General features: G+C 70.1%; 12 protein-coding genes. 2 read left to right on the top strand and 10 right to left on the bottom strand.

Annotated elements, in window-relative coordinates; all coding sequences use genetic code 11:
• Positions 1-147: 147 nt before the first annotated feature.
• Complete coding sequence (locus tag BW39_RS13000; protein WP_043822142.1) at positions 148-621, top strand: (2Fe-2S)-binding protein; 474 nt, start codon at positions 148-150, stop codon at positions 619-621.
• 14 nt (positions 622-635) lie between these two features.
• Complete coding sequence (locus BW39_RS12995) at positions 636-2903, top strand: xanthine dehydrogenase family protein molybdopterin-binding subunit (RefSeq protein ID WP_043822140.1); 2268 nt, start codon at positions 636-638, stop codon at positions 2901-2903.
• 48 nt (positions 2904-2951) lie between these two features.
• Here BW39_RS12995 and BW39_RS12990 read toward each other — a convergent pair whose 3' ends face one another.
• The 10 genes from BW39_RS12990 to BW39_RS12945 form a co-directional block, all read right to left on the bottom strand.
• A complete protein-coding gene (locus BW39_RS12990; protein ID WP_012207421.1) occupies positions 2952-3923 on the bottom strand; it encodes a LysR family transcriptional regulator in 972 nt (323 codons plus the stop codon).
• Between the two features lie 83 nt (positions 3924-4006).
• On the bottom strand, positions 4007-4897 hold the full coding sequence (locus tag BW39_RS12985) for a DMT family transporter (protein ID WP_012207422.1): 891 nt from the start codon (positions 4895-4897) through the stop codon (positions 4007-4009).
• Positions 4894-5889, bottom strand: a complete 996-nt coding sequence (locus BW39_RS12980; protein WP_043822138.1) for a LysR family transcriptional regulator — start codon at positions 5887-5889, stop codon at positions 4894-4896. The genes BW39_RS12985 and BW39_RS12980 overlap by 4 nt, the downstream gene beginning before the upstream one ends.
• Positions 5886-6866: a quinone oxidoreductase family protein gene (locus tag BW39_RS12975; RefSeq protein WP_043822136.1), complete on the bottom strand. Its 981-nt coding sequence runs from the start codon at positions 6864-6866 to the stop codon at positions 5886-5888. Before BW39_RS12975 ends, BW39_RS12980 begins: the two co-directional genes overlap by 4 nt.
• 131 nt (positions 6867-6997) lie before the next feature.
• Complete coding sequence (locus tag BW39_RS12970) at positions 6998-8116, bottom strand: porin (RefSeq protein ID WP_043822135.1); 1119 nt, start codon at positions 8114-8116, stop codon at positions 6998-7000.
• A 78-nt stretch (positions 8117-8194) separates the two neighbouring features.
• Positions 8195-9193 carry a tripartite tricarboxylate transporter substrate binding protein gene (locus tag BW39_RS12965; RefSeq protein ID WP_012207426.1) on the bottom strand — a complete coding sequence of 333 codons (999 nt, stop codon included), beginning with the start codon at positions 9191-9193 and terminating at the stop codon, positions 8195-8197.
• Positions 9194-9239: 46 nt separating this feature from the next.
• A complete protein-coding gene (locus tag BW39_RS12960) occupies positions 9240-10313 on the bottom strand; it encodes a CobW family GTP-binding protein (RefSeq protein ID WP_043822133.1) in 1074 nt (357 codons plus the stop codon).
• On the bottom strand, positions 10310-10675 hold the full coding sequence (locus BW39_RS12955) for a hypothetical protein (protein ID WP_043822337.1): 366 nt from the start codon (positions 10673-10675) through the stop codon (positions 10310-10312). Before BW39_RS12955 ends, BW39_RS12960 begins: the two co-directional genes overlap by 4 nt.
• 8 nt (positions 10676-10683) lie before the next feature.
• Positions 10684-12474, bottom strand: a complete 1791-nt coding sequence (locus BW39_RS12950) for a hydantoinase B/oxoprolinase family protein (RefSeq protein ID WP_043822131.1) — start codon at positions 12472-12474, stop codon at positions 10684-10686.
• Entirely contained in the window at positions 12471-14567 is a 2097-nt protein-coding gene (locus tag BW39_RS12945; protein ID WP_043822130.1) for a hydantoinase/oxoprolinase family protein, read from the bottom strand. The genes BW39_RS12950 and BW39_RS12945 overlap by 4 nt, the downstream gene beginning before the upstream one ends.
• Between the last annotated feature and the right edge of the window lie 119 nt (positions 14568-14686).

Genomic DNA, 14686 nt, shown 5'->3' with positions numbered 1-14686 from the left:
TCAAGCAAATCAGGACTAGTTGCAAGCAAGGCCTCTTTCTATATTCGCGCCTCGACGGCGCCCGGCTTCCATGGGCCGCAGCTGCGCACGACACTACTGCGGGGACCCCACCCCTGCCTGACTGACCCACAACAAGGAGAGACTGCGATGACCGATCTCACCATCAACGGCAAGACCGTTTCCATGGACCTGGACCCCGAGACGCCCATTCTGTGGGCCCTGCGCGACACGCTGGAGATGACCGGCACCAAGTTCGGCTGCGGCGCGGCGCTGTGCGGCGCCTGCACGGTGCACATGAATGGCCAGGCCATACGTTCCTGCGTGACGCCGATCTCGGCGGCCGCGGGCCAGCAGATCACCACCATCGAGGCCATGACCTCGGGCTCCGACCGCGTGGGCACCGCCGTGCGCGATGCCTGGGTGCGCCACGACGTGGCCCAGTGCGGCTACTGCCAGAGCGGGCAGATCATGAGCGCCACGGCCTTCCTCAAGTCGCTGCCCAAGGGCAAGAAGCCCAGCGGCGAGGAGATAGACGCGGCCATGGCCGGCAACATCTGCCGCTGTGGAACCTATGCACGCATCCGCACGGCCGTGGCCGATGCCGCGCGCACCCTGGGCTGAACGGAGAACGCCGCATGCTGACCACCTTCAACCCCGCCGAACTGCCGCGCGCCCTGCAGCACATCCTGAACCGTGGCGAGGCCGCTGCTGCCATCGCCGACGCGCCAGCCCTTGCACAGATCCCCCGCCGCAGCTTCCTCAAGATCGCCGGTGCCGGTTCGCTGGCCCTGGGCGTGTTTCCCGCCATGGCGCAGGCGCCGGGCAAGGGCGAGGCCGCCGGCCTCAAGCCCACCGAGCAGCCCGCCTCCTTCGTGGAGATCTCGCCCAGCGGCGAAGTCACCGTGGCCATCAACCGCCTGGAATTCGGCCAGGGCGTGCACACCGCCCTGCCCCTGGTGCTGGCCGAGGAGCTGGACGCCGACTGGAGCAAGGTCCGCGCCCGCCTGGGCGGCAACGATGCGGCCTATGCCGATCCGCGCTACGGCATCCAGATGACGGGCGGCTCCACCGCCCTCAAGCACAGCTACACCCAGTACCGCGAGCTGGGCGCCCGTGCGCGCGCCATGCTGGTGGCCGCCGCCGCCGCGCAGTGGAAGGTGGACGCCGCCACGCTGCGCACGCGCGAGGGCTTCGTGCTCGGCCCCAACGGCAAGAAGCTGTCGTATGGCGAGCTGGCCCAGGCCGCCATGGCCCAGCCCGTGCCGGCCACCGTCGTGCTGAAGAATCCCAAGGACTTCCGCCTGATCGGCAAGCCCACGGGCCGCATCGACGCCCGGGCCAAGAGCAGCGGCCAGCAGAGCTTCGGCATCGACATGCACCTGCCGGGCCAGCTGACGGCGGTGATTGCACACCCGCCCGTGTTCAAGGCACAGCTGGCCTCGCTGGACGACGCTGCGGCGCGTGCCGTGCCCGGCGTCAAGGCGGTGCTGCGCGTGCCCGTGGACGGTGGCGGCGAAGGCGTGGCCGTGATCGCCACCGGCTACTGGCCTGCGCGCAAGGGCCGCGAGGCGCTGAAGGCGCAATGGAACACCGACGCCGTGGAGAAGGTGGACAGCGAACGCCAGCTGGCCCAGTACCGCGAACTGGCCGCGCAGCCCGGCGCGCGCCACTTCGACGCCGATATCTCGGCGCTGGACAAGGCGCCGCGCCATATCGAGGCCGAGTTCAGCTTCCCCTACCTGGCCCATGCGCCCATGGAGCCGCTCAACTGCACGGTGCAGATGGGCGAGACCGGCGAGGCCGGGGCCGACCTCTACCTGGGCACGCAGTTCGCGGGCGTGGACGGCATGGCCGCCGCGCGCGTGCTGGGCCTCAAGCCCGAGCAGGTGCGCGTGCACGTGCAGATGGCCGGCGGCGGCTTTGGCCGCCGGGGCGTGGGCACCAGCGACTATGTGGTCGAGGCCTGCCAGGTGGCGCTGGCCGCGCGCCGCGCCGGCCTGAACGCCCCCGTGCGCATGGTCTGGAGCCGCGAGGACGACATCAAGGGCGGCTACTACCGCCCCATGCACCTGCACCGCGCGAAGATCGGCTTCGACGAACGCGGCAAGGTGCTGGCCTGGGACCACGCCATCGTGGGCCAGTCCATCACGGCGGGCACCATGTTCGAGGGCGGCATGATCAAGAACGGCATCGACGCCACGGCCGTGGAGGGCATGCGCGAGCCCTATCCGCTGCCCATGCGCCTGACCGTGCACCACCCCAAGGTCAACGTGCCCGTGCTGTGGTGGCGCAGCGTGGGATCGACCCACACGGCCTTCGTCATGGAAACGCTGATCGACGAGATCGCGCGCAGCAGCCGCCAGGACCCCGTGGCCTACCGCATGCAGATGTTCGGCGACAAGCACCCGCGCCATCGCCTGGCCCTGCAGCTGGCCGTGGACAAGAGCGGCTACGGCAAGCGCCAGCTGCGCGCGGGCCGTGCCTGGGGCGTGGCCGTGCACGAGTCCTTCGACACGGTGGTGGCCTATGTGGTGGAGGCCTCGGTCAAGGACGGCCGCCCGGTGCTGCACAAGGCCACGGCCGGCGTGCACTGCAACCTGGCCGTGAACCCGCGCACCATCGAGGCGCAGGTGCAGGGCGCGGCGCTGATGGGCCTGTCCATGTGCCTGCCCGGCGCGGCGATCACGCTCAAGGACGGTGTGGTGGAGCAGAGCAACTTCGGCGACTTCGCCGTGCCGCGCATCACCGACATGCCCGAGATCGCCGTCCACGTCGTGCCCAGCGCCGAGCCGCCCACGGGCATGGGCGAGCCCGGCCTGCCACCGCTGGCCCCGGCCTTCGCCAACGCCGTGGCGCAGCTCACGGGCAAGCCCGTGCGCAAGCTGCCGTTCGATCTGGCGTGATCGATCTGGCGTGATCGATCTGGCCTGAACGGCCGGACCTGATCCCGGTCAGCCCCCGGAAAGGGCGGCGGCACCTGCGGCCGCCGCCCTTTCCAGTTCTTCCATGGACAGCAGATAGTCCGGGCAGTCCTGCAGCCGCTGCACGGCCAGGTCGATGAAGGCACGCACGCGCCGGGGCAGCGCGTCGCGGCTGCCGTAGTAGACATGCAGGCCGATGTGCTCGCTGACATGCGCCAGCAGCACGGGCACCAGGCGCCCCGCGCGGATGTGCGCGGCCGCGCAGATGTTGGACAGCTGGCCTAGCACCTGGCCGGCCAGCACGGCATGCAGCTCCAGCTCGGCATCGTTGGTGGACAGGGCCGGCTGCAGGTAGCGGTGCGTGAGCTCGCCATCGACCGGCAGGTACCAGGGCATCACCGTGTCCGTGGCCGCATGGCGGAACATGCTGCAGCGGTGCGCGGCCAGTTCGTCCAGCGACCGGGGCACGCCATGGCGCTGCAGGTACTGCGGCGCCGCGCAGACGATGAGCTGCACGGGAAACAGCCGCCGCCCGATCACGCTTTCATCGGGCGAGGCGCCGATGCGAAACCCCGCATCGACCCGGTCCAGCACCCAGTTGCCTATGCCATCGTCCAGCCGCACATCGGGGACGATGCCCGGGTGCAGGCGGCAGAACTCATCGAGCAGCGGCATCAGCACGGGCGCAAAGCAGGACTTGGGGCCCACGATGCGCAACGGCCCCGCAATGCCCTCGCGGCTGTCGCGTGCCAGGTTCAGTGCGCGGTCCAGCGCGGCCAGCGCCGGCTGGGTGTCCTGCAGGAAACGCTGGCCCTCCTCGGTCAGCGCCAGGCTGCGCGTGGTCCGGTGCAGCAGGCGCACGCCCAGGTGCTGCTCCAGATGGGCCACCGCCTGGCTGGCGGCCTGGGGGCTCACGCCCTGGGACAGCGCCGCCTGGCGCAGGCTGCCCAGCTCGACCGCCTTGGCAAAGGTGGCGATGGCGCGCAGTTCATTGATGGGCATGGTGCGGAAATCCGGTATTCGTGGGCTGACAGTGCCGCAGTATCCGCCTTTGCGCATGCCCTGCCCGCGGCTTGCGGGGCAAGCTAGCGCCCCTGGCGCGCCAGCCACACGCCGGCTGCCGTCAAGGCCATGCCCGCCAGCGCCAGGCCGCCCAGTGTCTCGCCGAACATGGCCCAGGCGATCAGGGCCGTGGCCGGCGGCGTCAGGTAGAACAGGCTGGCCACGTGCACGGCGCCGCCGCGGCGTATCAGCAGGTTGAGCAGGCTGACCGCGCCCACGGACAGCACCAGCACCAGCCAGCCCAGCGCGAACAGGAACTCGCCGCTCCAGCGCACCTGCATGGTTTCCGTGGCCAGGGCCAGCGCCCCCGTCGCCACCAGGCAGGGCAGGTACTGGATGACCGAGCCCGTGCGCAGATCAAACGATGGGCAGAACCGCTTCTGGTACAGCGTGCCGGCCGTGATGCCGGCCAGCGCCACCACGGCCGGCACCAGCATGGCCAGCAGGGCATGGACCGGCACCGAGGCGATCTTGCCCGCCACCACCAGGGCCACGCCCGTGAAGCCCAGCGCCAGCCCGGCCCACTGCCGGGGCCGCACGGACTCGCCCAGCAAGGTGCCGGCCACCAGGGCCGTGATCAGCGGCTGCAGCCCCACCACCAGGGCCGTCACGCCCGAAGGCAGGCCGTGGGCGATGGCCGTGAACACGCCGGCCAGGTACACGCCATGCACGAACAGCCCTGACACGCCAATGTGCAGCCACTGGCGTGCCGAACGCGGCCAGGGCGCGCGCAGCACCAGGGCCACCGCCGCCATCAGCACCAGGACGATGGCATAGCGCAGTGTCAGAAAGGTCAGCGGCTCCACATAGGGCAGGCCGAACTTGGCGCCGATGAAGCCCGTGCTCCACAGCAGCACGAACAGCCAGGGAAGCAAGGCGGCCGCCATGGCGGGCGGCGAGGTTTTTTGGGTCATGGAGCGGATGCGCAAGACGATAGGGGCGGTGCCAGTGTGTCATGCCCCGTGCGCCAGGGGCTGCGCGTGGCAAACCACCGCACCAGGCAGTCGCGCAGCGCCGTCATGGCCGCGCTGCTGAACGCCGCCGAGGGCCGCACGAAGTAGATGCCCGAGGCGCCATCCAGGCGCCATTGCGGCAGCACCCGCACCAGCCGGCCTGCGGCCATGTGCTCGCTCATCAGCCAGTCGCCGCCGGCCAGAATGCCCACGCCCATGACGGCGGCCGTGAGCAAGGCCTCGCTGTCATTGCTGACCATGGGGCCGCGCACCAGCACCGTGTGCCGGGCCTGGCCCTGAGGCACATCGCCCGATGCGCCACCGTGCACCAGCTCCCATTGCGGAAACGACTGCAGTCCCGTGAAGCCCAGGCAGCGGTGCGCCGCCAGGTCCTCGGGGTGCACCGGCGTGCCGTGGGCCTGCAGATAGGCGGGCGCGGCGCCCAGGATGCGCTGGTGCCCGCCCAGCCGCAGCGCCACCAGCCGGCTGTCCGCCAGCCGGCCTATGCGCACCGCCGCGTCGAAGCGCTCGCCCACGATGTCCACGAAGCGGTCCGCATACTCCACCTCCAGCACGATCTGCGGATGGGCCAGCGCAAACTCGGCCAGCAGCGGGCTGAGCCAGCGCCGTCCCATGGCGGCCGGCAGCGACAGCCGCAGCCGGCCCCGCGCCTGCGAGGCGCCCTGGGCGGCCTCCTTCTGGGCGTCGGCAATCAGGCCGGCCGCCTGGCGCACCTTGTCCACCAGGCGCAGGCCCTCGTCGGTCAGGTGCAGATGGCGTGTGCTGCGCTCCACCAGCCGCACGCCCAGCCGGGTCTCCAGCGCGTTCAGGCGTTTGGACAGCACGGACGGATGGCGCAGCAAGGCCCGCCCCGCCGCAGCGAAGGAGCCTTGTTCATGCAGCGCCACCAGGGCCGCCAGTTCATCGGCGTGCTGGCTGTCCAGAAGGTTCATGGGGTCAGGATGATCGCACCTTGGGAGCGTCCCTGCTCCAGATCGCCATGCGCCTGCGCCACCTCCGCCAGCGCATACCGGCGCCAGACGCCGGGCACGATGATGCCGGCCGCCACGGCGGCCAGCACGTCCCGTGCGCGCTCCTGGTACTCGGCCGCCGTGGCCGTGTGCGCGGCCAGCGAGGGGCGCGTGAGGAACAGCGAGCCCTTGGCATTGAGCGTGGCCACCGAGATGGGATCGGGCAGGCCGGACGTCGCGCCGAAGGACACCAGCAGGCCGCGCGGGCGCAGGCAGTCCAGCGAGGCGCCCAGCGTCGTGCGGCCGATGGGGTCGTAGACCACGTCGGCCTTCAGGCCCCCGGTGGCCTGCAGCACCTGGCCCGGCAGCGTGGCCGCGTCGAACACGAAGACCTCGTCGCAGCCGGCCGCCCGCGCGCGCTCCACGCTGGCTGCCTTGGACACCACGCCGATCACCAGGGCGCCCAGGTGCCTGGCCCAGGCGCACATCAACTGGCCCAGCGCACCGGCGGCGCCATAGATCACGATGCGGCTGCCGGGGCCCACGGCATGGGTGGTCTTGAGCAGGTACTGCGCCGTGATGCCCTTGAACAGCACGGCCGCCGCCGCGTCGTCAGGCAGCGCATCGGGCAGCTTCACCAGGCGCTCGGCCGGATACAGGCGGGCGCTGGCATAGGCGCCCAGCGGCCCCGTGGCGTAGCCCACGCGCTCGCCCACGGCCACATTCGTCACGCCCTCGCCCACGGCGGCCACCCGCCCCGCGCCCTCCAGCCCCAGGCCCGAGGGAAAGGCGATGGCGACCGCGCCCTTGCGCTGGCTCACGTCCAGCGGGTTCACGCCGATGGCCGTCTGCTCCAGCCAGACCTGGCCGGGGCCGGGCGCCTGCACCTCGACCGGCTCCAGGCGCATGGCGTCGGGGGTGCCTGCGGCGTCCATGCGGACCTTGATCAATGCATTCATCTCGCTGCTCCGTGAAATGGGTGCAGCGTAGAAGAAGCGATTGACGGCAGCAATAGGCCGGCGTGCAGTTCACTGCTGCATGGGGTGCAGCAATGACCACGAACCAGCGCGCACGCAGCCCACGCTGCCCGTCAGAAGTCGTGCCGGAGGCCCAGCTCGAAGGCCGTGGAGGCGCGCCCGCCAAAGTAATTGGCCGCGGCCGGATTGCCGCTGACAGCCGCACCCCCGGCAATGGCGAAGGCCGCCCCATTGCGGTTGGACATGCGGGCCGCATGCGCGTACAGCGCCGTGCGCCGCGACAGCGAGTGCACATAGCCCAGCGCCCACAGGTCGGCATCGCTGGCGCTTTGCGCCGCCGTCGCGCCCGTCTGGTCGGCCTTGACATAGCTGAGCTTGACCACGCCGCTGCCCACGGGAACGCTCATGCCCACCAGGGTGTTGACCGTGCGGTCCACGCCATGGACCCAGCGGCGCTGGGCCAGGCTGGCCTTGAGCCAGCCGAAGTCGTAGGAGACGCCGTAGCTCTGGTCCTTGAAATGGATGCCGCTCAGGGTGTTGCGCGTGGTGAACTGCGCGCCCGCCACGTTCCAGCCCGCGCCCGCCCAGCCCAGCCGAAAGCCGTTGCCGCGCGTCTGGCCTGCCGCCGTGGCGCCCTTCTCGCCCAAGGTGGCGATCAGGCTGCCGGACACGCCCTGCAGCCCGCCCAGGCCGGCCGGCAGGAAATACTCCACCGCATTGCTCACGCGCAGCGTGGGATTGGCAGCCTGCGACTCCGGCGCCGTGCCGAAGGCCTGGCCCAGCGCGCGGGAAGCCGTGAACGAGCGAAAGCCATTGGCGCTGCCGATGCCCAGCGTGGCAAAGGGATCGAAGCCGCTCCACACCAGGTGCGTGGGCACCCAGTCCCGCCCCAGCCGCAGCTCGCCCCATTGCCGCGAGGCCAGGCTGACCGTGGAGCGCCGGTCCCAGAACGGGCCGCTGGCCCCCATGGCGCCGGTGTCGGCCAGCAGGCTGCCGTCCAGGTAGAAGCCCGCGCTCAGGCCATCGCCCAGGTCCTCCTGCCCCCGCAACACCAGCTTGCTGGTGGAGTTGGCGCCGCTGGCCTGCGAGGTGACCGTTCCCAGGCCCTGGTTGCGCACTTGCCTGACGCTCACATCGACGGTGCCCGAGATCGATACCGAGGACTGCGCGCCCGCATGCGCGGCGGCCAGCCCCAGCGAGGCGGCCAGGGCATGGCGTATGAATACCTGCATGTTGTCTCCTTGTGGTTTTTTGCTTTGCTTTGCTTTTGCTCTTTGCTCTTTCTCGGGCGTGTGCCGGTGTCTGCCCGGCTACTCGGGCTTGAAGCCCGCGCCCTTGAGCAGCGCGGCGCTCTGCGCCACATCGGCGGCGATGAAGCGCTTGAACTGCTCGGTGCTCTCCGAAACCGTGTCGATGCCCAGGCTCGCGAAGGCGCCGGACCTGGCCAGCTCGGCCACCGCCGCGTTGGAGGCCTGGTTCAGCCGCTGCACCCGGTCGGCAGGCGTGTCCTTGGGCGCCCACAGTCCGTACCAGGACGTGTAGGCAAACCGGGGCAGTCCGCTTTCCTGCATGGTGGGCACCTCGGGCGCCAGCGGACTGCGCTTGCCGGAGGTGATGGCAATCGGCCGCACCTTGCCGGCCTTGGCCAGGGGCAGCACGGAGACCATGGAGTCGAGCAGCAGGTCCACATGGCCGCCGCCCACATCCACCAGCGCGGGCTGCGTGCCCTTGTAGGGCACGTACTCGAGGCGCATGCGGCCCTGCTGGGCCAGCAGCAGCGTGGCCAGGTGGCTGGGTGCGCCCACGGCGGGAATGGCCGCCGTCCACGTGCTCTTGGCGCCTGCGGCCAGCACCTCGCCCAGCTTGCTGTGGGGCAGCTGCGGGGAGATCACCAGCATCAGCGGGGCCTCGCCCACGCGCGCCACGGGGACAAAGTCTGTCTGCGGGTCATAGGGCGGATGGGCCAATACCTGCTTGGCCAGCACATGCGTGGCGGCCGAGAACAGCAGGGTGTAGCCATCCGGGGCGGCCGCCAGCACCGCACGCCCCCCCACCACACCGCTGCCGCCCACGCGGTTCTCGACGATGACCGTCGTGCCCAGCTGCTTGCGCAACTGCTCGGCGAACAGGCGCGCCGCGCTGTCCACGCCGCCGCCCGCCACGAACGGGACGATGACCTTGACCATCTTGCCCGGCTCGGGAAAGGCGGCGGGCGCACTGGACGAGGCCATGCTGGCGATGGGCAAGGCAGCCAGCGCACCCAGTAAGGCGCCCAGCACCGGCCCCTTCAGCCGTGTCAGAGTTTTCATGCTTTGTCTCCTGTTTCTTTTGAAAATGGGCCGGCCGTTGCGTGGCTCAGCCCGGGTCCTGATTCGGCGCGCGCCGCCTGTGCCTGCGCACCAGCACGCTCAGCGTGTCGTCCAGGGCCTGCGCATCCAGCCCCCGCGTGATGAAGACGATGCGCGTGCGCCGGTCGGCACCCGGCCAGCGGGGCAGCGTCTGCGGCGGGGCGAACAGGTGCTGCACGCCATGGATGATCAGGGGCTGGTCCGGGTGCTCCTGCAGGTGCACGATGCCTTTGACGCGCAGCAGGTCATCGCCGCGCATGGCCGTGACCCAGTCCATCCATTCGCCGAACGCCTGCGCGGGCAGGGGCTCGTCGCGCTGCAGCACAAAGGACGAGATGCCGTCGCGGTGCGTGCCTGCCGGAGCTGTCACCGGAGCCATGGCCCGGTAGCCGGGTGACTGGAGCATGCCCGCAGCGGCGTCCTGCTGCCCCGTCGCGCCTTCCGACATCAGCCGCTGCAGCAGCGCCACATGGTGGCAGGGGTCCATGCCTTGCGGCGCCTCGCAGTTGATGGCCTGCACCTGGGCCAGCAGTTGCGCAGCGGGCTGTGCGCCGCCCAGCAAGTCTGTCTTGGTCAGCAGCACCAGGTCAGCCACAGCCAGTTGCCGCACGGCTTCGGGATAGCCTGCCAGCGTGGCGCTGCCCAGCACGGCATCGACCGTGCAGGCCACGCCGGCCAGCGCATAGCGCGCCCGCACGGCGGGCTCGTCCAGGAAGGAGCGCAGTATCGGCCCCGGGTCCGCCAGGCCGCTGGTTTCGATCAGCACGCGGCGCGGCGCGCCCTGTTCGCGCAGGGCCAGGCGCTCCAGCGCCTCCACCAGATCGCCGCGCACGCTGCAGCACAGGCAGCCATTGGCCAGCAGCACCGTGTCCTCGCAGGCCAGGCTGGTCAGGTCCTGGTCGATGCCGACCGCACCGAACTCGTTGACGATGACGGCCGTCCCGTGCAGGTCCGGCAGCGCCAGCAGCCGGTTGAGCAGCGTGGTCTTGCCGCTGCCCAGAAAGCCCGTGAGCACGGTGACCGGAATGCGCTGCCCCGCCGCTTCGGGCAGGGCCAGCAGGCTGGAGAAATGCCCGCTCATGACGCCACCCCACCATGCACCTCGGCGAACGAGCGCAGCGTGCGCTCCAGCCGCGCCAGCGCCCACTGCGCCACGGCCTGCGGCACCTCGTCCGAGCCCAGCGCATCGAGCAGGCCGCGCAGCGGCTGCGCGCCCTGCCCGGGTGCTGGCCGGGCACGGAACCAGGCCGCCACCTCGGGCTGCTCGCAGCGCTCGCCCCCGTCCTGCAGGTAGTCCACGATGTCCAGCTCGAAGTCCTCCAGCCGCAGGCTGATGCCGCCCGCCCCGCAGGCGCAGGCACCGCCCAGGGCGACATGGCGCAGCGCCAGGGTGCACCACAGGTCCCAGAGTCGCTCGGCCTGCAGGGCGTGGTCGGAGGCCATGGCCGTGCTCACTGCCCGTCCCAGGCAACGGCTGAGGTTGCCGTTGCGGCCGACGGAGACCTGCCGCTGCGCAGCGCCTGCGTGCCCTCGTGGTCCACCTGTCCCTGGCCATCCAGCGCCACGCGGTAGACCTCGCGGGCCACCTGGGCGCTCACATAGCCTTCGCGCACGTCCTCGGCCACCTTGTCCAGTTCTCGCGCCAGCGGGTCGCCAAAGCCCCCGCCGCCGCCCGACAGCATGCGGTAGGCATCGCCGCGTTCCAGGCGCACGTTGAAGATCTTGGCGTTGGCGTGGTCGGTCTTCCACTCGCCCTTGTGGCGCACGGCCAGGCCGTTGCCCATGGCGTCGCCGCCGCCCTCCAGGCCCCAGGGCTTGCAGTGCACGCGGTCGATGCGCGTGGTGACGGTGAAGGGCGACAGCGCCTGCACCACCATCTCCGCGCCCAGGCCGCCCCGGTACTGGCCCGCGCCGGCCGAGTCCTGGCGGATCTCGTACTTCTCCACCAGCACCGGGTACTTGGCCTCGAGCTGCTCGGTGGGGCTGTTGTGGGTGTCGCCGTCATTGATGCAGACGGTGACGGACACGCCGTCCTCGCGGCTCTTGGCGCCCCAGCCACCGCCCAGCGGGCCGATGCCGACGATGAACAACCGCCCGTCCTCGGGCGAGATGCCATGGATGTTGGGAAACACCAGGTCCGCATGGTGGCCCGCGATGGAGCGGTCGGGAATCGCGGGCGCCAGGGCTTTGAAGATGGTGTCGATCACCGTCATGGGGAAGGTCATCCACACGCGCATGGGATACGGCCTCTCGGCGCTGATCACCGTGCCCATGGGCATGATCACCTTGAGCGGCCGAAAGCTGCCGTCGTTGACCGGGTAGTCGGTTGGCGTGGTGAGGCATTTGTAGGCCACCTGCGCGCAGGCGATGCCCGTGGTGAAGCCGGAGTTGTAGAAGCCGCGCACCTGCTTGGAGACATCCGACAGGTCCACCGTCATCTCGTCGCCCTGCACCGTGACCTTGACGCGGATGGGAATGCGCTTGCCGATGTCCAGCCCGTCGTCGTCCATGAAGGACTCGGCCTCGTACACGCCATCGGGAATCGACAGCGTGTTCTTGCGCGCCACGGCCTCGCTGGAATCCATGATCTGCGCGATGGCGCCGTTGACCGCATCCACGCCATAGCGCTGCAACAGTTCCACATAGCGGCGCTCGCCCGTGGTGATGGCCGTGATCTGCGCGCGCAGATCGCCCAGGGCCCGCTCGGCCAGGCGCACGTTCATCGCGATGATGTCGATCAGGTCCTGGTTGACCTCACCCTGGCGCTGGTACTTCATGATGGGGATCTGTATCCCCTCGCTGAAGATGTCCGTGGTGACGTTGCCCAGCGTGCCGCCCACGTCCAGCCAGTGGGCCATGCAGCAGGTGAAGCCTTCGAGCCGGCCCTCATGGAACACCGGCATGGTGAACGTGAAGTGGTTCAGGTGGCTGCCGGTGGTGTAGGCATCGTTGGTGACCAGGATGTCGCCGGGCAGGATGTTCTCGTAGCCGAAGTGGCGGATCTTGGCCTTGACCGTCTCCGACATGCCGCGGATGAACATGGGCAGGCCCAGGCCGATGGACACCGTGTCGCCCTCGCGCGTGAACAGGCCGACCGTGAAGTCCAGCGCCTCGTAGATGATGAGGTTGTAGGCCGTGCGGGTCAGGTTGGTCTTCATCTCCTCCGTGACGGCGTACAGGCCGTTGCGGATGATCTCGACGGTGACCGGATCGACGGGCCTGGAGTCAGTGGGGTGGTTCATGTGCGGTCGCTCCCGATGTCGATTTGCAGATTGCCCAGTTCGTCCACGCGCAGCCGGTCGCCGGGCTGCACGACGGTGGTGGATGCGTGTTCCTCGATCAGCGCGGGCCCCGCGATCTCGTTGCCCGCCAGCAGGCGCTCGCGCAGATGCACCGGCGTGTCCACCCAGCCGCTGGAGCGGAAATAGACGGGCTTGACCGTGCGCACGGAGGCACGGCTGGGCTCGGCACTGCCGCGTTCCACGCTGTGCCTGGGCGGTTTCTTCATCGTGCCCAGCACGGTGACGCGCAGGCTTACGAGGTCGGCCGGCTCCTGCGGGGCCGAGGTGCCGTAGCGCACCTTGTGCAGCTCGTCGAACTGGCGCTTGATGGCCGAGCGGTCCCGTCCCTCGAAGAAGGCCATGGGCAGGTCCACGGTCACCGCATGCTCCTGGCCCACGTAGCGCATGTCGGCGGCGCGCTCGATCACGATGCCGTCCGGCGCGATGCCGGACTGCGCCAGCGCGGCGCGGCCCTCGTCCTCCATGCTCTGGTAGGCGGCCTCGATCTCCTCGAAGGAGACCTCGCCCAGCTTGCGGAACACCGAGCGCACGTAGTCGTAGCGCAGGTCGGAGAACAGCATTCCGTAGGCCGAGAAATAGCCGGGCGCATAGGGAATCAGCACCTTGCGGATGCCGATCTCGCGCGCAATGGCCGAGGCGTGCAGCGGCCCCGCGCCGCCGTAGACGACCATGGTGAAGCTGCCCGCATCCAGGCCGCGCTCGGTGGTCACGGCCTTGACGGCATGCGACATCTGCGTCACGGCGATGCGCAGGATGCCGTCGGCCGCCTCGGTGGACTCCAGACCCAGCGGGGTCGCCACGCGCTCGGCCATCTGGCGCTGGCAGGCGTCCATGTCCAGCTGCAGCTCGCCGCCCAGGAAATGCTCCGCGTCCAGCCGGCCCAGCACCAGGTTGGCGTCGGTCACCGTGGGCTCCAGCCCGCCACGGCCATAGGCCACGGGGCCGGGGATGGAGCCGGCGCTCTGCGGGCCCACACGCAGCGCGTTGCCCGTCTCCACGCGGGCGATGGAGCCGCCGCCCGTGCCCACTTCGTGGATGTCCATCATCGGGATCTGTATCGGCAGGGCCTGCTCGTAGCCGCCGATCAGCGCCGAGCCCGTGGTCAGCGGCCGGCCCTCGCTGATCACGCCGGCCTTGGCCGTGGTGCCGCCCATGTCGAAGGCGATGGCGTCGCCCATGCCCAGTTGCGCACAGATGGCCTGGGCGCCGATCACGCCGGCCGCCGGACCCGATTCGAGCATGCGCACGCAGCCCACCTTGGCATGCTCGACCGGGAACAATCCGCCCGTGGACTGCACGATGTAGAAGTCGCCCTCGAAGCCCTTGCCGCCCAGGTGGTTCTCCAGCTGGCCCAGGTACTGCGACACGCGCGGCCCCACATAGGCATTGGCCACGGCGGTGGACACGCGCTCGAACTCACGGTACTCCTGCGACAGCTCATGCGAGGCGCAGACAAAGGCGCCCGGCATCTCTTCCTGCAGGATCTGCTTGACGCGCTGCTCGTGCGCCGGATTGCGGTAGGAGTGCAGCAGCAGCACGGCCACGGCCTCCACGCCCTGCCCTGCCAGCTCGCGGGCCAGCTCGCGCACGGCCGCCTCGTCCAGCGGCTTGTGCAGGCTGCCGTCGGCGCGCAGGCGCTCGGACACCTCATGGCGCAGCGAGCGCCGCACCAGCGGCTGGTGCTTGTTGAAGAACAGGTTGTAGGCATCGGGCCGGTTCACGCGGCCGATCTCGTAGATGTCGCGGAAGCCCTCGGTGATCAGCAGTGCGGTGTGGGCGCCATTGCGCTCCAGCAGCGTGTTGATGGCAATGGTGGAGCCGTGCAGGAACAGATGGCCGTCGCGCCAGTCGATGCCCGCGCTGTCTATCGTGGCCTGGATGCCGTTGACCAGCTCGCCATGCGTGGACAGGGCCTTGCCGAACAGCAGCCGGCCGCTGGCCTCGTCAAACGCCGCCATGTCGGTGAAGGTGCCGCCGATATCGACGGCAATGCGCAGCCGGGGCCGCTGCGAAATCGCTTGTTGGTTATCCATGAAATTCTCCAGAGACAGTTATTCACAGCGCCATGCGCCGCCCACAGTCCTTGAAACCGGCGTGCCCCAAAGCGAGAGACACCGAGGAAGGGCCGCCCCGCACCGAGGGTGTCGTCCCC

The organism is Delftia sp. RIT313 (assembly GCF_000632165.1).
GTDB lineage: Bacteria > Pseudomonadota > Gammaproteobacteria > Burkholderiales > Burkholderiaceae_C > Comamonas > Comamonas acidovorans.
The sequence above is the reverse complement of the archived record's forward strand: the minus strand, read 5'-3'. Positions and strand labels throughout refer to the sequence as shown.